The following is a 15844-nucleotide window of genomic DNA, read 5'->3' on the forward strand; positions in this document are numbered from 1 at the left end:
CGACGGCACGCCGACCTGACGGGCCAGCAGGATGTGCTCGCGGGTCTGCGGCATCGGGCCGTCGGCGGCCGACACGACCAGGATCGCGCCGTCCATCTGCGCGGCACCGGTGATCATGTTCTTGACATAGTCGGCGTGGCCGGGGCAGTCGACATGGGCGTAGTGGCGGTTGGCCGTCTCGTATTCGACATGCGCCGTCGAGATGGTGATGCCGCGCGCCTTCTCCTCGGGCGCCGCATCNATCTGGTCGTAGCGCTTGTATTCGCCAAAATACTTGGTGATCGCCGCCGTCAGCGACGTCTTGCCATGATCGACATGGCCAATCGTGCCGATGTTCACATGAGGCTTTGTACGCTCGAATTTACCTTTTGCCATAGTCTCTTTCCTTGGACGGCCGGGACCTTCAGTTCAGTCGAATGCGGGGCGATTAGCGACTGCGGCCGAAAAACACAAGTGTCTTGTGGCCGGGGCTTTCTCACCCGGTCTGAACCCATGATCCGGTTTTCGGGGATGTGGCGCGGATATAGGAACGAACAAGAAGAAATGGAATGGCCAAAGATAGGTTCCGCGGGTATCGCCATTCAGCGAATGGACATCGCTGCTTCCGCCTGTCCGCCTTGCCGGATTTTACTGCCGGATCTGGCCCATTGCCGGTGTGACGCCGGTCTGATTTCCTGATCCGATGCATTTCATTCCGATCGCCATCCGCGGCCCGCTGTTCATGATCCTGTCGACCGGGTCCTATGTCGCCAACGACACCATGTTGAAGCTCGCGACGGTTGGGCTGCCGCCCTATGAAGTGCTGTTTTTGCGCGGGACGGCGGCAACGCTGTGGGGCATTCCGTTGCTGTTTGCGCTGGGCTATGCCAGGCAAATCCCGCTGATCCTCGACAGGAGAGTGTTGCAAAGAAACCTGCTCGAGCTGGCGGCAATCCTTTGCTACGTGGTGGCGCTTGCCAACATGCAGATCGCCGATTCGACCGCCCTGGGACAGATCACGCCCCTGCTCATGCTGATTGGCTCCTCTGTCCTGTTCGGCGAACGGATCGGCGGCTTGCGCATGGCGCTGATCGGGCTCGGCTTCATCGGCGCGGTGATGGTGGCGCAGCCGACGATGCAGGGAATCTCGGTCTACGCCTTGCTGGCGCTCGGCAATGCGGCGTTCGCCGCCGCGCGAGATCTGGCCGGGCGGCGGGTCGCCGCCGACGTGCCTGGCATGATCGTCGCAATTTCTGCGGTGGTGGTGGTGCTGGTCGGATCAGGCGTCGCGCATCTGATGTCGGAGCGTTGGGTGATGCCCGAGACGCATCATTTGCTGCTGATGGCCGGGGCCGGATTGTTCCTGATCTTCGGCCATTTCTTCATCTTCATGGCCTATCGCACCGGGCCAACCGGCGTCGTGGCGCCGTTCTATTACTGCTTCACCGTCTGGGCGGTCATTTCCGGCCTGGTGGTGTTCCAGCAATTGCCGAACGCGCTGGCGATCGGCGGTATCCTGCTGGTGGTGACCAGCGGGCTGACCATCGTGTCGCTCGACGAGCGGCGGCGCCGACTGACCGTCGTCGCATAATTTGGGCAGTGGTGACCAAAACAACGGTTACACCACAAATTTCAACTTGGCCGCTGCCCGCAAAAAATGGAGAAACCAGTGACAAGCCAGGAGAATGCCGGCAACCGCATGCTTGCCGGAAAATGCGTGTGCGGCGCCGTGCAATACGTGGTGGCCGACGAGTTCATCTACGCCGCCAACTGCCACTGCTCGGACTGCCGGCGCACCACCGGTTCGGCCTTCAAGCCGTTTGCCGGCATCGAGCGTGAGAGACTGAGCCTGACCAAGGGCGAGGACAACCTCCTGATCTTTGGCGAGGAGACCGGCCACGACGTGCACTGCAAGACCTGCGGCTCATTGCTCTATTCGGTCGTTCGCGACGGCGCCTTCGTCCACGTCGCCATGGGAACCCTCGTCGACGAGCCGGCCATCCGTCCGACGCAGCACATCTTTGTCGGCTCCAAGGCGAAGTGGTTCACGATCACCGACGACCTGCCTCAATATAAAGAGCATGTCGCCGGAGGCGCCGACTGAAGACCTGGCGATGTGGCTGACGGCATTGCCGCTCAGGCAAACGCAGTGACACGGCGCATTTTCAGGAAGTTATTTTCGATAATGACTTCAACAGCATGCTTGGAGCGGGTAGCGGGAATCGAACCCGCATATTCAGCTTGGAAGGCTGCTGCTCTACCACTGAGCTATACCCGCGCATTTCACCAGAAAACCGCTATGCACTTTTCGGTCCGAGGCTTTGCGTTTCAGGGCTTCCGGGCCGGCAGTGGTGGAGAGGGTTGGATTTGAACCAACGTAGGCATAGCCAACGGATTTACAGTCCGTCCCCTTTAACCACTCGGGCACCTCTCCAGTCTGCCGCCGGAGCCATGCAACGAGGCATCGACGCGTCGCGGCCGCAGGAGCAGCCCGTCGCGAAGCGCCTTATGGCGGCAGCGCCCAAAACTGTCAACCGCAACATCCCGGCAAAACGCGCTGAATTTCTTGACGACCCGACGAGCAGGGTTTTCAGGCTGTATCCATAGGCGAACGACACGGCTATAGAACCGGCCATGAGCAACGATAACAAGCCCAAAACCCCGAAAGACACCCACTACGCCAAGCTGCGCCGCGCGCATCGCGACGAGAAGAGCGGCGGCGCGCCGGCGTTCAGGCCGCGCCAGCCGGTACCACCAGGAGAGACCGCCGCGGATGGGCTGGTGCGGCTGTACGGCCTGCACACGGTGCGAGCAGCACTCGACAATCCGCGCCGGCGGATCAAGAAGATGCTGGTGACGCGCAACGCCGCCGAGCGGCTGGCGATCGCCGACCTCACCGCCCTGCCCTTTGAGACAGAGATGGTCGAGCCGAAAGACATCGACAAGGTCACCGGCTCCGATGCCGTGCATCAGGGCGTGCTGATCGAAGCCGAGCCACTGAAGCCGAAGCGGCTCGATGCGCTCGGCGATACAACGCTGGTGCTGGTCCTCGACCAGGTCACCGATCCACACAATGTCGGCGCGATCCTGCGCTCGGCGGTCGCCTTCGGCGCCGGCGCGCTGATCACCACGGCGCGCCACAGCCCGCATGAATCCGGCGTGCTGGCAAAGTCGGCCTCCGGCGCGCTGGAGCATATCGACCAGATCGAGGTGAAGAACCTCGCCGACGCGCTCGGCCAGTTGCACGAGGCCGGCTTCCAGACCATCGGCCTCGATTCGGACGGACCGGCGGAACTCGAAAAGAGTTTTTCGGGAGAAAAGATCGCGCTGGTGGTGGGCGCCGAGGGCAAGGGCCTGCGCCAGAAGACCCGCGATACGGTGACGACGCTGGCCCGGCTCGACATGCCCGGCGCCATCCGCTCGCTCAACGTGTCGAACGCCGCGGCGGTGAGCCTTTATGCGGCGAGGAAGTTTTTGGGTTAGGGGAGTAGGGGAGTAGGGGCATAAGGGAGTAAGAATAAGGCAGCAAGAAAGGCGGATTGCGGCTCGCTGCAAGCGCTATCCCTACTGCCCTACTGCCTTACTGCCCTATTCCCCTAACCCCCTATTCCCCTACTCCCCTAACTCGTGCCCCGCCATTCGCTCCAGCGCCCTGACCAGCGCCGAATGATCCTCCTTGGCGCCGCCATTGGCCGCGCAGGAGTTGAACAATTGCTGCGTCGTCGAGGTGTTGGGCAGCGCGACGCCAAGCGCTTTTGCCCCTTCCAGGGCGAGATTAAGATCCTTCTGGTGCAGTTCGATGCGGAAGCCTGGCGCGAAGCTGCGCTTGATCATGCGCTCGCCATGCACTTCGAGGATGCGCGAGGCGGCTAGCCCGCCCATCAGCGCTTGTCGCACCTTGGCCGGATCGGCGCCGGCTTTCGATGCAAAAACAAGCGCTTCCGCGACCGCTTCAATGGTCAGCGCGACGATGATCTGGTTGGCGACCTTGGCGGTCTGGCCGACGCTGTTGGGGCCGACCAGCGTGATGTTCTTGCCCATTTTTTCGAACACCGGCCTGGCGCGCTCGAAGGCCTTTTCCTCGCCGCCGACCATGATGGTCAGCGACGCGGCCTTGGCGCCGACCTCGCCGCCCGACACCGGCGCATCGAGATAGTCGCCGCCGAGGTCGTCGATCTTCCTGGCGAAAATCTTGGTCTCGATCGGCGAGATCGAACTCATGTCGATGACCATCTTGCCCGCGGTCAAACCCGAGGCGACGCCGTTGTCGCCGAACAGCACGTCGGCCACCTCAGGCGTGTCGGGAACCATGGTGATGACGATGTCGGCGGCACGTGCCACGGCGTGATGGCCGGTGACGGTTTTTAGACCCTTGGCGACGAGATCGGCCGGCGGTTTCGAGCGATGGTCGCTGGCGACGACGGTGTAGCCGGCGTCGAGCAGGTGCCCCGCCATCGGCGCGCCCATGATGCCGAGGCCGATGAAGCCGATTGTGTCCATTGATGTTCTCCCTGGTGTTTCCTTGTTGAGGCCGCGTTCCGTCGCGCCCCCCTCTGGCCTGCCGGCCATCTCCCCCACGGGTGGGGAGATTGGCAGTTTCGGCGCCGGCTTTTACTTTTCCGACCTCGAAAATTGGCGAAAGCGGCGGTGACATCCAATCTCCCCACCCGTGGGGGAGATGGCCGGCAGGCCAGAGGGGGGCGCGACGGAACGCGACATTTATTGCTACGTCCCGTCCCTACGCCGCCGCCTGCCCTGCAAACTCCCGGAACCAGCCCAGCCCGGCTTCCGTCCCGCCCTTCGGCTTGTATTCCGCCCCGATCCAGCCGGTATAGCCGATGCGGTCGATGTGACTGTACAGAAAAGGAAAATTGATCTCGCCCGTCCCCGGCTCATGACGGCCGGGATTGTCCGCAAGCTGGATATGCGCGATGCGGCCGAGGTTTGCCTCGATGGTGCGGGCGAGATCGCCCTCCATGATCTGCATGTGATAGATGTCGTATTGCAGGAACAGGTTTTTTGAGCCGACGCGGTCGATGAGCGCCAGGGCCTGGTCCGAATAGTTGAGGAAGAAGCCGGGAATGTCGCGGGTGTTGATCGGCTCGATCAACAACCTGATTCCGGCCTGCTCCAGCTTCTCGGCCGCGAAAGCCAGGTTTTCGGCGAAGACGTCTTCCAGCACCGAACGCTCGACGCCTTGCGGCGCGATGCCGGCGAGGCAGTTGACCTGTTCGCAACCCAGCGCATGCGCGTAGGTGATCGCCTTGGCGACGCCTTGCCGGAACTCGGGAACACGATCCGGCAACACCGCAATGCCGCGCTCGCCCTTGCCCCAGTCGCCGGCCGGCAGGTTGAACAGCACCTGCGTCAGGCCGTTTTTCTTCAGCCTCGCCGCAACGACATCGGGCGAATGGTCATAAGGGCCGATATATTCGACACCCCTGAAACCGGCGCGGGCGGCGGCATCGAAGCGGTCGAGGAACTCGTGCTCGCCAAAGAGCATCGAGAGATTGGCTGAACAACGCGGCATTCTTTTTTCTCCGTTCAGTCCAGCATGACGATCGCCGTCGGCGCGTCTTCGTGATGTTCGGCAAGCTCCTCGAATTCGGTGATCTTGTCGATTTCGGTGCCCATCGAAATGTTGGTGACGCGCTCTAAGATGAATTCGAGCACGACGGGAACCTGGTGCTCCTTCATCAGGCGCTGCGCCTGTTTGAAGGCGCCGGCGAATTCCTCCGGCCTGCGCACCCGGACCGCCTTGCAGCCCATGGCCTCGGCGACAGCAACGTGGTCGACGCCATAGCCAGCCTCGGGATCGTCCTTCCGGTTGACGTTCTCGAAGGCGAGGCTGACCTCGAAATCCATCGAAAAGCCGCGCTGCGCCTGGCGGATGAGGCCGAGATAGGCATTGTTCACGACGACATGGATATAGGGCAATTTGTGCTGCGCGCCGGCCGCCAGTTCTTCGATCATGAACTGGAAATCATAGTCGCCGGACAGCGCCACGATGTTGCGCTGCGGATCGGCGGCGCGAACGCCGAGTGCTGCCGGCAGCGTCCAGCCGAGCGGGCCGGCCTGGCCGCAATTGATCCAGTTGCGCGGCTTGTAGACGTGCAGGAACTGCGCGCCGGCGATCTGCGAAAGGCCAATCGTGGTGACATAGGTGGTGTCGCGGCCGAATGCCTTGTTCATCTCCTCGTAGACGCGCTGCGGCTTCAGCGGCACCTGGTCGAAATGCGTCTTGCGCTTCAGCGTCTTCTTGCGGCCCTGGCATTCCCTGGCCCAGCCGGACCAGTCGCGCAGTTTCCCAGCCGTTTTCCACTCGGTGGCGACGTCGAGCAGCATTTTGAGCGCTGCACCGGCATCCGAAACGACACCGAGGTCCGCCGCGAAGACACGGCCGATCTGCGTCGGCTCGATGTCGACATGGATGAATTTTTTGCCCCTGGTGTAGACGTCGACTGAGCCGGTATGGCGGTTGGCCCAGCGGTTGCCGATGCCGAAGACGAAGTCGGCCTCGAGCATCGTCGCGTTGCCGTAGCGATGCGATGTCTGCAGCCCGCACATGCCGACCATCAGCCGGTGGTCGTCGGGGATCGCGCCCCAGCCCATCAGCGTCGGGATCACGGGCACGCCGGTGACTTCGGCGAACTCGATCAGCAGATCCGAGGCATCGGCGTTGATGATGCCGCCGCCGGCGACGATCAACGGTCTTTCGGCCGCGTTGAGCATCGCCAGGGCCTTCTCGGCCTGGCCGCGAGACATTGCCGGCTTGAACGGCACCAGCGGCTCATAGGCATCGATGTCGAACTCGATCTCGGCCAGCTGCACGTCGACCGGCAGGTCGATGAGAACCGGCCCCGGCCGCGACGAGCGCATCAGGTGGAACGCCTTCTGCAGCGCCATCGGCACCAGGTAGGGTTCCATCACGGTGACCGCCCATTTGGCGACCGGTGCTGCGATGGCGGCGATGTCGACGGCCTGGAAATCCTCCTTGTTGAGACGCGCCCGCGGCGCCTGGCCGGTGATGCAGAGGATCGGGATGGAATCGGCCGCGGCCGAATAGAGGCCGGTGATCATGTCGGTGCCGGCCGGGCCGGACGTGCCGATGCACAGGCCGATATTGCCTGATTTGGCGCGGGTATACCCTTCGGCCATGTGTGAGGCCGCCTCGACATGACGCGCCAGGATATGGCGGATCGTACCCCTCGCCTTCAGCGCCGAATAGAACGGGTTGATGGCAGCACCCGGCACGCCGAAGGCGCATGAGATCCCTTCTTTTTCCAAAACGAGAACCGCTGCGTCGACTGCGCGCATCCTGGCCATTTCAGCCTCCACGGAATTGTTGATGGCCGAGAATGGCAGCGCGCCTGTTATTTTTCAATTTTTTCAGAATATTTTTTCATTTTTAGAAAACGACTTCTAACTCCTGATTTCCTTTGCTTTTCCGTTTTCCACGGAATTCGGATTGCAAATTTGTGAAAAATTTTTTCATTGCGCATTTGGCGAAATTGGCAAGAATGCCCACTATGGAAACCGCCGAGAAACGCCAGCGCGGACGGCCGCGCGCCTTCCACGGTCCGGCCGAGGCGGCTTCGGTGCAGTCGCTCGACCGGGCGCTGCGCATCCTGGCCATCGTCGCCGAAGGCAGCGGCCTGTCGCTGAGCGAGATCGCCGCGCAGAGCGGCCTCCCCGCCTCCACCGCCTACCGCATGCTGACGACGCTGGAAAACCACGGCATGGTCGAGTTCGACAGCAGCGACCAGCTGTGGTCGATCGGCGTCGAGACCTATCGCATTGGCGCGGCGTTCCTGCGCCGCCGCAAGCTGGTCGACCGCGCCCGCATCGTCATGCAGGAATTGATGGAGAAGACCGGCGAGACCGCCAATCTCGGCGTCGCCGAGGACGACTGCGTCGTTTTCGTCAGCCAGGTCGAGACGCATCAGGCGATCCGCGCCTTCTTCCGGCCGGGCACGCGCAGCTCCTTCCATGCATCGGGCATCGGCAAGGCGGTGCTGGCGCATCTCGAGCCGCAGCGCGTCGGCGCCGTCCTGCGCCGGACCGGGCTGGAGCGCTTCACCGAAAAGACGCTTTCCGACATCTCGGCGCTGGCCCGTGATCTGGTGACGATCAAGCTGCGCGGCTGGTCGGTCGACGACGAGGAACGGCACCCCGGCATGCGCTGCGTTGCCGCTGCCATCTTCAACGAGTTCGGCGAGCCGATCGGGGGCGTGTCGGTTTCGGGACCGACGGTGCGGGTCACGCCGGAGCGGCTGGCCGAGATCGGCCCGCTGGTGCGCGATGCGGCAGCGGCGGTGACAAAGATGATCGGCGGCAGGACAACTAAGGCCTGACGCGCCGCAAGCGCGAGCGGGGCAACCCTCCAGACAAAGAAAAAGGGGCCGTGGGGTGCCCCTTCTTCCGGTTGCCTGAACGGTCCTCTCAAAGCCGGCAGCGGTGACGATAGCCGTCGTAGCCGACATAGGTGTCGGAGTACGGATCGTAGCTCTGATAGCGGTTGAGGCAGCGCCGGACGTGCCATGAGCCGCCATTTTCCTCGATGTAGACGGTCCGCGGCTGGGCGAGCGCGGTGCCAAGCAGGAAGCCACCGACGCCGGCGGCGATGCCGATGCCAAGGTGCTTGTTGTGATGGTGCTTGTGATGGGCGGCCGAAGGCTGAACGGTGCCGGCCAGCATGGCGGCGCCGACAGTGGTGGCGATGAGGCCGGAAACGATGGTGCGCTTGAACATGACGATCTCCTTGCTGCGTTGTGAGAGGCGATCCATCCGCCTCTTGACCATCTGTCGTGGCAGCAAGGAAAAAGGTTCGACGGTTTTTTGGATTTTTCTTGAACAGGGTTTGCGCCAGGCGCGCAATTACGACCGGCAAAGAGCGCCGGTCGGCAGTCCGGCGGCGGGAGGCCTCAGCCCATGCCGGTGATATGACGCAGCCAAAAGGCGAGCGCGATGAAGCCGATGATGGTGGCGATACCGGTCCAGTCGATGTTGGCGTTCTTCACTTGCCTGATGAGCTTCACCAGGAGAAACCAGGCCACGACGACGATCAGGGCAATGACGACAAGTCTGATCATGCGACACCCTCGCCTATGCGATTGCACCTTCGAACGATATAGGAAGCCAATTGGCCGTTTTCAGGATGCCCGCGCCGGCAGCTCCGGCGCGCTCAAAACGGAGTTTTGTCTTTACTGGCGCACCAAATATGCTAACCGGAGCGCCGTGCCCTTGTAGCTCAGCTGGTAGAGCAGCGGTTTTGTAAACCGAAGGTCGGCGGTTCGATTCCGTCCGGGGGCACCAATTAAATCAACGCATTAGCTCATATTTGCAAATTGCCAGTTTGGTTACATTCCAGCCCTGGGTAACGTTTCGGGTAACAGAAACTGATTCCTAGCCGAGAGTGTGAGCGCCTCTGCCCTGCCGGCCAGGTGGCAATTGCGAAGCCAACTCATTTCTTGCAACTATCTGCCCGACGGTCGGAAATGGCGAGCGAGACGGGGGCATGCAAAGGCCAGTTGGGGCATGGGAATGGGTTGCACTGATTTCCGGTTTTGGCGCAGCATTCCTAGGCGCAATCGTCGGCGTCGCCAGCCTGGCCTTGGTGCCGAATGGGTGGCGCTCTTCAAACTTCTCAACCTCCGTGACGGTCCACGAATGAAAGCCGTCTCCGCTCGATTTGAGGTAAGGGACATCCTTCGCGGGATTGTGCTTTGCGAGGTCATTGGCGATCGCAAAGGTAAAAACAATCGTTCCGCTGTCGGTCTCAAGTTCAAGCAGTCCGATCAACGGCTCGGCCGATAGCAGGGTGGTGTCGGCGGCGAGCAGTTTGTTTATTCCGGTTTTGCTGGTTTTCACGGCGGCCTCCAAATCGGAATTCCGGACTTTAGCAAAGCGCCCGCCCCGTGCGAACTGACGGCGATCGGGCGGAAGCCAAACAAACTCGCCGCTCCATTCGCGAAGCGGCGAGCCCTTCGTTCGCATGTTTCGCTTCGAATTAGCTTGAACGCATGTATTCGCCAGCCGGCGAGTCCCCATTTCTCGCCGGTTAGGCCCGGCGCCAGAGCTCCCCCGAAGTAAAACCCTGACGTCGGGCCGCTGTATCATAGGTTATTGAACGAAGCCGGGCAAAATGGTTCGATCGTTCGCAACTTGGGAGGAAGCAATGCGCAGAACCCAATGCGATGCCTTTGATAATCCAGAGAGCTGTGACGACCTTTTTGAAACCCGAATTGAAGTGGTAGAAGCCCACGGCGAGTGGTCGGTGCACGTAGTTGAGGAAGATGAAGAACGCATCTACTCATTCGTGCTGGAATCCTTCGCCCTAGCTTTCGCGGAGGGCCAGAGGATGCGCCTAAAACTCGCTGATGTTATGCGGCAGTAGGAACCATATCGACTACTGTGATTGAGGACGGCGGCCCGCATGCCCCTCACGCTTCGAACCGAGTGTAGGCGCGCTCGACGCCGACCACCGCCTCATCCTTGGTTTCGACAGTTCCCCTCGCCCCACCTTCAAAGCACGTCCAGAACCAGGTGCCGGCGCCTGGGCCATGTACCGCCTTAAATATCCGTCCGACGGCATCCTGTTGAAAGCTCGCAGTGAAGTCGAAAGGCGCCGCCTGTCCGCCGATCACCGTTCGTGACCACGCGAGCAAGACGCGGGCACCTTTCCCGTGCACGAACCTGAAGGCGTCGTCCCGGTTCTCGAATGTCTGCATCACCGTGCTGCCGTCGACGACTTGCCAGCCTCTCTGGTAGGCGAGGCGGACCTTGAGACGCTCGATCATCCTCGGAAACGCTCGACAAACCACTCGATCTTGCCGCCGACCTTCATCGGCTTGTGGATCATGAGGCGTTTCGGCAGGTGTTCGGGATGAACTTCCAACAGCGTGATCTTGATCGACGGCTTGCATTGGCCGCAGCTGAAATTGAGAGTTTGTGGATCTCTGCCGCCGCCGAACACCATCATCAGATCGGCCGAGCGATGGTAGCGGACGTTTCCGCAACTGCATTCGGCCTTGACCAGCATGTGGTGCCGGGTCGCCTTTCCCAGGGTGTCGATCGGATCATGCGCCATAGGAACAAAAAAGGAACATTTTCCTTGATCGTCAAGACGGGCTGTGGAATCTTTCCACCAATGTGAAACCTGCGGAGCATGCGCTTTGAGCGATGAAATTCGCCTGCCGAGGCCAGAGGTGACCGCGCCAGGCGTCCAGCATCATTTTTGCGAGCATCCCGGGTGCGGCAAGCACGCCAGCTGGGGCTTCGCCAAGCCTAGGCAGCCGCCGCGTTGGTTCTGCTTCGAACACCGCAGTGAAGGGGAGCGCGTCTGTAATTGTAAAAGCCAGCACGCGGGGGGCAAAGGCGCTCTAGGCTGACATCTCTTTGATGATTTCGTCGAGTAATGCGATATCGTTCAACGCTGCCAATTCCAACGGATCGCTAGCCTGCTCAAGCGTCCTTGGTTGAGGGACGCCGCCCGGCGCTAACGGCGCGTAGCTTGCCACCAGGATATCTCGATACTGCCTCAGCAAGCCGAGTGCCTGATCGATGGTTGCCTGTTTCATGTGTGGGACACTATCATATAGCGTACGAGTGCCGTGGATTATTTCCCGGCCTCAGCCCATCATCGTCGTGGGGCTTCTAGCTTTGGCGCTCGCTTAGTCGCTCTAGGAGCTTGCGGGATTCCTCGATGATGCGTCGACTTTCGGCGATTGTATTCCGAAGATCAGCAAGCGCCGCCTCACGGCGCTCTCTATCCAGGCGAGCGCCCTCGATTATGGTCCGTTCGAAATCCGAAGCGTTCATACCCCTACTTAAATGCGGAACTCGGCTTCCGGTTTCATTGGGTCTGTTGCTCCTCGCGATAGTCCTGCAGTGACGCATGCCGAAGGTCTTCCTCGCCACGCAGGTGCTTCACGCGTCCGATCAGCCCCGGTCTGACCCATTGCGTCGCCGGCCGCTTCATGCCCTTCGGTGCCGGCCCGGCGTGCTCCTGGACGCGCTTCCATAGGCGCTCACGAACCGCACGGCTCGAATTGATGAAGGCCGATCCAACATATTTGCGCGTGCCGATCTCGCCCATGAGAGCGAATGCCGGCTTGCCGGCCTCGCGCTCGACGCCCAGCAGCTCGAACTCACCGACGGTGTAGCATTTCGCCTTCAGCCAGTTGGTCGAAGGGCCGCTGCGGTACTTGCTGTCCCGGCGCTTGGAGACCATGCCCTCTAGGCCGGCCTGGTCAACCAGGTGATAAATCGCCTTGGCGTCGCCAGGCAGATCCTGGCTGAACTGGATGCGAAGATCAGACGGGAGGATGGCAGCGAGGATTTCGCGGCGTTCCTCCAGCGCCATGTCACGCAGATCATGGCCGTTGAGGTGCAGAAGATCGAAGGCGACGAAATAGAGGTCATGCTGGCGCCGCGTAATGGCCTTACGCAACTCCGTAAAGGCAGACAGTCCCGCTTCGTTGAGCACGACTATTTCGCCGTCAATAATGGCGTTCTCGACATCAAGCGTTGCAGCGGTCGCAGCGAGCGTGGGGTATTTTGCGGTCCAGTTAAGTCCTCGCCTCGTGAAAATACGAACCCCGGACTGGTCAATGATGATCTGCGAACGGTAGCCGTCGAACTTGACCTCATGGCTCCAGGCGTCGCTTTCCGGAGGCTTGTCGACCAGGGTTGGCATGAGCGGTTCGATGAACTGCAATCGGCCATCGCCGGAACTCTTACGCATACTGGAACCCCAACACAGATGCGATTCAAGCCGACAACGCCGATTCAGTTCCGGAACATTTTAGACGAATTGAATGATTGAACAGCTATGACGAACGAGCACAACCTCTGCAATGCATGGGCTGCCCTAAGCATGGTGCGGATGGCGATCGAGCAGACCTGCCCTGCTGGCGTGCTGCCAAGCGAGGAAGCGGTGTTGCTGCTCTACGGGCCGGAGCCTGTGCATGATGGCGAAGCATTGGCCAAGGCCATCATTGAGACCGTCGAGAGACTGACCCGAGAATGAACGAATGCGACTACCGATTCTTTTTGAGCAGTCGGGCTTCCCTCAGGATCGAGTTGCGGTCGAAGCCGATCAGCGAAACAATCTCGCGGATCTGGTGTTCAGATGCGCCTGACTCGCGCGCAAGATCGCTAACGATTTCAGGTTTCATGCCGGGCCGCCGTTGGTCTTCTGCCATCACACAATGCCTCGTGCTGGCCAAGAGTGCGATGGTCGCTCCTAAGCGTCAGCGGCCATGTTGTGTGGCTGACGATTTGCTACTGTACGCTTTCGGACAAATCTTGGCCAGTGGCTTCGCTCGGGGTAGAGATAGGCCTTCGCCTTGCTCGCGATCCGCGCCATGCGAGAGGCGTTTCCACTTGTGAGCGGACGGGTTAGGACTCCTTCGCAAAAGACAGTTGATCTCATTTGTGTACGGCACACTGAGCTCGGTCGAAAATCACCGAGTCGGCGTGGGCGTTGGATGACGATCGAGCGACGCGCGTCATCCAATCGATGGATGAAGCCCATCAAGGGCCGGTGCTATTTTGATGCATGTCGCGACCTTGCTCGAGCCACCTTGCTATCGCCATGCTCGCGATCAGCGTCAGCTATGCCGAAGCTGCTGACCGTAAGGTCGAAGCCTCGGACCTCGGGGCGAACGCCAATTCGAAGAACCTGCCGATTTGCACCGCATCAAGCTCACTCTACGAAGTCCTCGGAGACAAGTGTTTTCTCGTCAAAGGTTCGATGATCTATGGCGACATTGCCGAGCTTTCCGAGTTAAGCATTTGGGCTGGTAGCGGAGGCTGGTAGCGGAGCGGATGGTGGTAGCGCCGCCCCTTTCTAAAGCCGGGGCTGATAAGGCCCAAGGCCGGCAGCTTGAGGAGCCATGACCGAAAGCCCGTTGGGATGGTCGCTGAGAGCTGATGGCGGATCTAACGGAACGGGCGTTCTTTAAATTCCCTTATCCACCTGATTTGCCTCGTTTCGCACCCGAAAACAAACTTAACTGGAAAGAGGTTGATTTGGTGCTGGTTCGGCGGCAATCCGCACTTCTGGCGCGCACTGAATATTTCGAAAAGGCCAGGTGGCGAACGGTCAGAAGGTTGTGCAGTTGACTGAATTGCCGAACCGGTTGCAGGTGGTGGTCTTAGGCTGGCTTGCGGCCATGTTCGCAAAAGCGGCGTTCGACCGGGCCGCCGCCCTGCCGCGTGACGACAAGGATTCGTTCTGGATGCATTGCGCCATGGCCGGCGTGTCTGGGCTGAAGCCGTAGGATACGCAGCGGGTGCGGAAGTAGGTCGCCTGCTCTGCTTGTGGCGTCGTCGAAAACCATGCTGGCGAGCCAGGCATTCCAAGGCCAGATCCGGAGCACCCGGCAACAGTGCACAGAACGGCCGCGACCCATGTTTTTGCCAAAGCTAAGCTCCCCCCCAAACCACAACATAGTCCTCAATCACTCGCGCTGTCCACGGCCGATAGATTGGCGCGGCAAGACCCCCGCCAGTGATGGCGAGGGCATTTGTGGCTCATGGAAGGCGGAGCCGCATTCTTCAAGATTGCTTTGCCATGCGAAGAATTGAGTTCGCGAAGTCCGAGCCCCAATCAGTAGCGCCGTCATAGAGGATGGTATCGCCGACAGTTGCTTGGCGTCCCCATGCTTCTAACGCCTGTGCCTTGACGATGACGCCAGCCATGCCGGTGGCAGTGGTTCCCATCGCCGCGCTTACCACGTCACCAAGCGCGCGCAGAGCTGCCTTACGGGTCCCAAGCCGCGTCAAGGCCGGACTTTTCCTTCATGAGCTTGCGGTGGGTTTCAAGGCGCTTCGCGAGGTTGCAGCCGGCGCAAGCTGGCAAGCTCCTGCTCCCATTCGGCACGCCCGCAGCCCATGATCTTGCGCTTGTCGACCCCCTGCCTCTAACGATGCTGCGAACTCGGTTGACGTACCATTCCAGATCACTGGACGAACCGTATCGCTGATATCTGTGCTCAGAGCCCGGCTCCTTGATGCCGCTGCCGATGAAGTCGCGGTCCATTTCCTCACCTTGGCCAATGAGGCACTGAGGCACCTTCGGCCAACGCGGCGTCCATTCCTGAGTGTGGCGGCAGCGGTGGAAGCAGCAGCGAGGTGGCGGGCTCATATTAGCCAGCGTGAACGGAACGTGATTCCGCTGGGCTGCGGCAACGAAAGTTGGTCGTCGGCGTTGCGCTTATTCGCCCGAGGAGGAAATAACTCGTGCCAAGTCTGGATGCGAAGCCCCGCCAGTTTCCCACGCTCGCAGGCATTCTGTTTGGCCTTGGTTTGGGCGGCTTTTTCGACGGCATCGTCTTTCATCAGCTGCTCCAGTGGCACCACATGATAACCAGCGCCGGCTATCCCGCCGACAGCGTCCAAAACCTACGATTCAACACGCTCCTCGACGGTCTGTTCCACGCCGCCACCTATCTGTTCGTTGTGCTTGGGCTGGTCCTGCTCTGGCGCGCCGCGCATCAATCGCACCTTTGGTGGCCGGGAAAGATGCTGGTCGGCACAGTGCTCATCGGATTTGGCTTGTTCAACCTGGTCGAAGGGCTGGTGGATCACCAGATCCTCGGCATCCACCATGTCAACGAGACCGTCCCGCGGGAGCAATGGATCTACTGGGATTTGGGTTTCCTACTTTGGGGTGCGCTGATGTTGGTCGGCGGATGGAGGCTGTGGAAGCAGGGCAGACGTGCCTCGCCAGGCTAGTTGCGGTAAGGTGCCTGCCTAGGCCGGTACTTACAATTTTATGCACTTATTCGATTCTACGCGACCTGCTTACATTAGCCAGAGTGAACAGAACGTGATTCCGGGCCGAGGCCTTCACACCTTC

The 15844-nt window shown here is 60.8% G+C and carries 23 protein-coding genes and 3 tRNA genes; 10 read left to right on the plus strand and 16 right to left on the minus strand.

The window, feature by feature from the left end:
- On the minus strand, nt 1-375 hold a 375-nt coding region (locus M727_RS36990), incomplete at its 3' end, for a GTP-binding protein (RefSeq protein ID WP_156941579.1).
- A gap of 307 nt (nt 376-682) precedes the next feature.
- On the opposite strand from M727_RS36990, the gene M727_RS0121495 reads away from it, so the two are divergent.
- Nucleotides 683-1570, plus strand: coding sequence for a DMT family transporter (locus tag M727_RS0121495; RefSeq protein WP_027154396.1), 888 nt, complete (start codon nt 683-685; stop codon nt 1568-1570).
- Nucleotides 1571-1636: 66 nt separating this feature from the next.
- Nucleotides 1637-2083 (plus strand): GFA family protein, encoded by a 447-nt coding sequence (locus tag M727_RS0121500; protein ID WP_027154397.1) that lies wholly within the window; start codon nt 1637-1639, stop codon nt 2081-2083.
- Between the two features lie 100 nt (nt 2084-2183).
- On the opposite strand, the gene M727_RS0121505 is transcribed toward M727_RS0121500, so the two are convergent.
- Together M727_RS0121505 and M727_RS0121510 are read right to left on the minus strand one after the other, a co-directional pair.
- A tRNA-Gly gene (locus tag M727_RS0121505) sits at nt 2184-2257 on the minus strand.
- A gap of 71 nt (nt 2258-2328) precedes the next feature.
- Nucleotides 2329-2413 (minus strand) — tRNA-Tyr (locus M727_RS0121510).
- A gap of 200 nt (nt 2414-2613) precedes the next feature.
- Between M727_RS0121510 and M727_RS0121515 the strand changes: the two genes are divergently transcribed.
- On the plus strand, nt 2614-3462 hold the full coding sequence (locus M727_RS0121515; protein WP_027154398.1) for an RNA methyltransferase: 849 nt from the start codon (nt 2614-2616) through the stop codon (nt 3460-3462).
- Nucleotides 3463-3591: 129 nt separating this feature from the next.
- On the opposite strand, the gene M727_RS0121520 is transcribed toward M727_RS0121515, so the two are convergent.
- From M727_RS0121520 to gcl, 3 genes are all read right to left on the minus strand, one after another.
- Complete coding sequence (locus M727_RS0121520) at nt 3592-4479, minus strand: 2-hydroxy-3-oxopropionate reductase (RefSeq protein WP_027154399.1); 888 nt, start codon at nt 4477-4479, stop codon at nt 3592-3594.
- 238 nt (nt 4480-4717) lie between these two features.
- Nucleotides 4718-5509, minus strand: coding sequence for a hydroxypyruvate isomerase (gene hyi / locus M727_RS0121525; protein ID WP_027154400.1), 792 nt, complete (start codon nt 5507-5509; stop codon nt 4718-4720).
- A gap of 14 nt (nt 5510-5523) precedes the next feature.
- On the minus strand, nt 5524-7305 hold the full coding sequence (gcl, locus tag M727_RS0121530) for a glyoxylate carboligase (RefSeq protein WP_027154401.1): 1782 nt from the start codon (nt 7303-7305) through the stop codon (nt 5524-5526).
- A gap of 203 nt (nt 7306-7508) precedes the next feature.
- Here gcl and bhcR point away from each other — a divergent pair, with 203 nt between their 5' ends.
- Nucleotides 7509-8333, plus strand: a complete 825-nt coding sequence (gene bhcR, locus M727_RS0121535; RefSeq protein WP_027154402.1) for an HTH-type transcriptional regulator BhcR — start codon at nt 7509-7511, stop codon at nt 8331-8333.
- 88 nt (nt 8334-8421) lie between these two features.
- Here bhcR and M727_RS0121540 read toward each other — a convergent pair whose 3' ends face one another.
- Nucleotides 8422-8730: a BA14K family protein gene (locus M727_RS0121540; RefSeq protein ID WP_027154403.1), complete on the minus strand. Its 309-nt coding sequence runs from the start codon at nt 8728-8730 to the stop codon at nt 8422-8424.
- Between the two features lie 173 nt (nt 8731-8903).
- On the minus strand, nt 8904-9071 hold the full coding sequence (locus M727_RS40250) for a hypothetical protein (RefSeq protein ID WP_084646825.1): 168 nt from the start codon (nt 9069-9071) through the stop codon (nt 8904-8906).
- A gap of 147 nt (nt 9072-9218) precedes the next feature.
- On the opposite strand from M727_RS40250, the gene M727_RS0121550 reads away from it, so the two are divergent.
- Nucleotides 9219-9294, plus strand: a tRNA-Thr gene (locus tag M727_RS0121550).
- A gap of 90 nt (nt 9295-9384) precedes the next feature.
- Here the strand turns inward: M727_RS0121550 and M727_RS42420 are convergent.
- Complete coding sequence (locus tag M727_RS42420) at nt 9385-9849, minus strand: hypothetical protein (RefSeq protein WP_198032674.1); 465 nt, start codon at nt 9847-9849, stop codon at nt 9385-9387.
- Between the two features lie 307 nt (nt 9850-10156).
- Between M727_RS42420 and M727_RS36995 the strand changes: the two genes are divergently transcribed.
- On the plus strand, nt 10157-10375 hold the full coding sequence (locus M727_RS36995) for a hypothetical protein (protein WP_051505682.1): 219 nt from the start codon (nt 10157-10159) through the stop codon (nt 10373-10375).
- Nucleotides 10376-10421: 46 nt separating this feature from the next.
- On the opposite strand, the gene M727_RS0121565 is transcribed toward M727_RS36995, so the two are convergent.
- The 4 genes from M727_RS0121565 to M727_RS0121585 form a co-directional block, all read right to left on the minus strand.
- On the minus strand, nt 10422-10778 hold the full coding sequence (locus M727_RS0121565; RefSeq protein ID WP_036262955.1) for a hypothetical protein: 357 nt from the start codon (nt 10776-10778) through the stop codon (nt 10422-10424).
- The gene (locus tag M727_RS0121570) at nt 10775-11020 is read right to left on the minus strand and encodes a hypothetical protein (RefSeq protein WP_245268756.1); all 246 of its coding nucleotides are present in this window, start codon (nt 11018-11020) and stop codon (nt 10775-10777) included. Before M727_RS0121570 ends, M727_RS0121565 begins: the two co-directional genes overlap by 4 nt.
- Nucleotides 11021-11360: 340 nt before the next feature.
- Nucleotides 11361-11558 (minus strand): hypothetical protein, encoded by a 198-nt coding sequence (locus M727_RS0121575; protein WP_027154407.1) that lies wholly within the window; start codon nt 11556-11558, stop codon nt 11361-11363.
- A 275-nt stretch (nt 11559-11833) separates the two neighbouring features.
- The gene (locus M727_RS0121585; RefSeq protein WP_051505676.1) at nt 11834-12724 is read right to left on the minus strand and encodes an ATP-dependent DNA ligase; all 891 of its coding nucleotides are present in this window, start codon (nt 12722-12724) and stop codon (nt 11834-11836) included.
- A 141-nt stretch (nt 12725-12865) separates the two neighbouring features.
- Between M727_RS0121585 and M727_RS0121590 the strand changes: the two genes are divergently transcribed.
- Entirely contained in the window at nt 12866-13009 is a 144-nt protein-coding gene (locus tag M727_RS0121590; RefSeq protein ID WP_245268764.1) for a hypothetical protein, read from the plus strand.
- Between the two features lie 10 nt (nt 13010-13019).
- Here M727_RS0121590 and M727_RS41655 read toward each other — a convergent pair whose 3' ends face one another.
- On the minus strand, nt 13020-13184 hold the full coding sequence (locus M727_RS41655; RefSeq protein ID WP_210163967.1) for a hypothetical protein: 165 nt from the start codon (nt 13182-13184) through the stop codon (nt 13020-13022).
- A 392-nt stretch (nt 13185-13576) separates the two neighbouring features.
- On the opposite strand from M727_RS41655, the gene M727_RS0121600 reads away from it, so the two are divergent.
- Together M727_RS0121600 and M727_RS0121605 are read left to right on the plus strand one after the other, a co-directional pair.
- On the plus strand, nt 13577-13801 hold the full coding sequence (locus tag M727_RS0121600) for a hypothetical protein (protein ID WP_245268772.1): 225 nt from the start codon (nt 13577-13579) through the stop codon (nt 13799-13801).
- Between the two features lie 274 nt (nt 13802-14075).
- Nucleotides 14076-14264, plus strand: a complete 189-nt coding sequence (locus tag M727_RS0121605; protein WP_027154411.1) for a hypothetical protein — start codon at nt 14076-14078, stop codon at nt 14262-14264.
- A gap of 277 nt (nt 14265-14541) precedes the next feature.
- On the opposite strand, the gene M727_RS41660 is transcribed toward M727_RS0121605, so the two are convergent.
- Together M727_RS41660 and M727_RS42760 are read right to left on the minus strand one after the other, a co-directional pair.
- A complete protein-coding gene (locus tag M727_RS41660; RefSeq protein WP_198032675.1) occupies nt 14542-14769 on the minus strand; it encodes a hypothetical protein in 228 nt (75 codons plus the stop codon).
- Between the two features lie 357 nt (nt 14770-15126).
- A complete protein-coding gene (locus tag M727_RS42760) occupies nt 15127-15324 on the minus strand; it encodes a hypothetical protein (RefSeq protein WP_210163968.1) in 198 nt (65 codons plus the stop codon).
- Between M727_RS42760 and M727_RS0121615 the strand changes: the two genes are divergently transcribed.
- The gene (locus tag M727_RS0121615) at nt 15235-15720 is read left to right on the plus strand and encodes a DUF2243 domain-containing protein (protein ID WP_245268796.1); all 486 of its coding nucleotides are present in this window, start codon (nt 15235-15237) and stop codon (nt 15718-15720) included. The genes M727_RS42760 and M727_RS0121615 overlap by 90 nt on opposite strands.
- The last annotated feature ends 124 nt before the right edge of the window (nt 15721-15844 follow it).

The sequence above is a fragment of the Mesorhizobium sp. WSM2561 genome (assembly GCF_000513915.1).
Lineage (GTDB): Bacteria > Pseudomonadota > Alphaproteobacteria > Rhizobiales > Rhizobiaceae > Mesorhizobium > Mesorhizobium muleiense.

Excerpts from the sequence above, each read along its gene's own strand:
- M727_RS0121520 (WP_027154399.1), bottom strand. The coding sequence starts at position 4,479 with ATGGACACAATCGGCTTCATCGGCCTCGGCATCATGGGCGCGCCGATG.
- M727_RS0121500 (WP_027154397.1), top strand. The coding sequence starts at position 1,637 with ATGGAGAAACCAGTGACAAGCCAGGAGAATGCCGGCAACCGCATGCTT.
- M727_RS0121570 (WP_245268756.1), bottom strand. The coding sequence starts at position 11,020 with ATGCTGGTCAAGGCCGAATGCAGTTGCGGAAACGTCCGCTACCATCGC.
- M727_RS41655 (WP_210163967.1), bottom strand. The coding sequence starts at position 13,184 with ATGGCAGAAGACCAACGGCGGCCCGGCATGAAACCTGAAATCGTTAGC.
- M727_RS0121590 (WP_245268764.1), top strand. The coding sequence starts at position 12,866 with ATGGCGATCGAGCAGACCTGCCCTGCTGGCGTGCTGCCAAGCGAGGAA.
- M727_RS42760 (WP_210163968.1), bottom strand. The coding sequence starts at position 15,324 with ATGAAAGACGATGCCGTCGAAAAAGCCGCCCAAACCAAGGCCAAACAG.
- M727_RS0121585 (WP_051505676.1), bottom strand. The coding sequence starts at position 12,724 with ATGCGTAAGAGTTCCGGCGATGGCCGATTGCAGTTCATCGAACCGCTC.
- M727_RS0121515 (WP_027154398.1), top strand. The coding sequence starts at position 2,614 with ATGAGCAACGATAACAAGCCCAAAACCCCGAAAGACACCCACTACGCC.
- M727_RS0121495 (WP_027154396.1), top strand. The coding sequence starts at position 683 with ATGCATTTCATTCCGATCGCCATCCGCGGCCCGCTGTTCATGATCCTG.
- bhcR (WP_027154402.1), top strand. The coding sequence starts at position 7,509 with ATGGAAACCGCCGAGAAACGCCAGCGCGGACGGCCGCGCGCCTTCCAC.
- M727_RS36995 (WP_051505682.1), top strand. The coding sequence starts at position 10,157 with ATGCGCAGAACCCAATGCGATGCCTTTGATAATCCAGAGAGCTGTGAC.
- M727_RS0121600 (WP_245268772.1), top strand. The coding sequence starts at position 13,577 with ATGCTCGCGATCAGCGTCAGCTATGCCGAAGCTGCTGACCGTAAGGTC.
- M727_RS0121575 (WP_027154407.1), bottom strand. The coding sequence starts at position 11,558 with ATGAAACAGGCAACCATCGATCAGGCACTCGGCTTGCTGAGGCAGTAT.
- M727_RS0121540 (WP_027154403.1), bottom strand. The coding sequence starts at position 8,730 with ATGTTCAAGCGCACCATCGTTTCCGGCCTCATCGCCACCACTGTCGGC.
- hyi (WP_027154400.1), bottom strand. The coding sequence starts at position 5,509 with ATGCCGCGTTGTTCAGCCAATCTCTCGATGCTCTTTGGCGAGCACGAG.
- M727_RS40250 (WP_084646825.1), bottom strand. The coding sequence starts at position 9,071 with ATGATCAGACTTGTCGTCATTGCCCTGATCGTCGTCGTGGCCTGGTTT.
- gcl (WP_027154401.1), bottom strand. The coding sequence starts at position 7,305 with ATGGCCAGGATGCGCGCAGTCGACGCAGCGGTTCTCGTTTTGGAAAAA.
- M727_RS0121565 (WP_036262955.1), bottom strand. The coding sequence starts at position 10,778 with ATGATCGAGCGTCTCAAGGTCCGCCTCGCCTACCAGAGAGGCTGGCAA.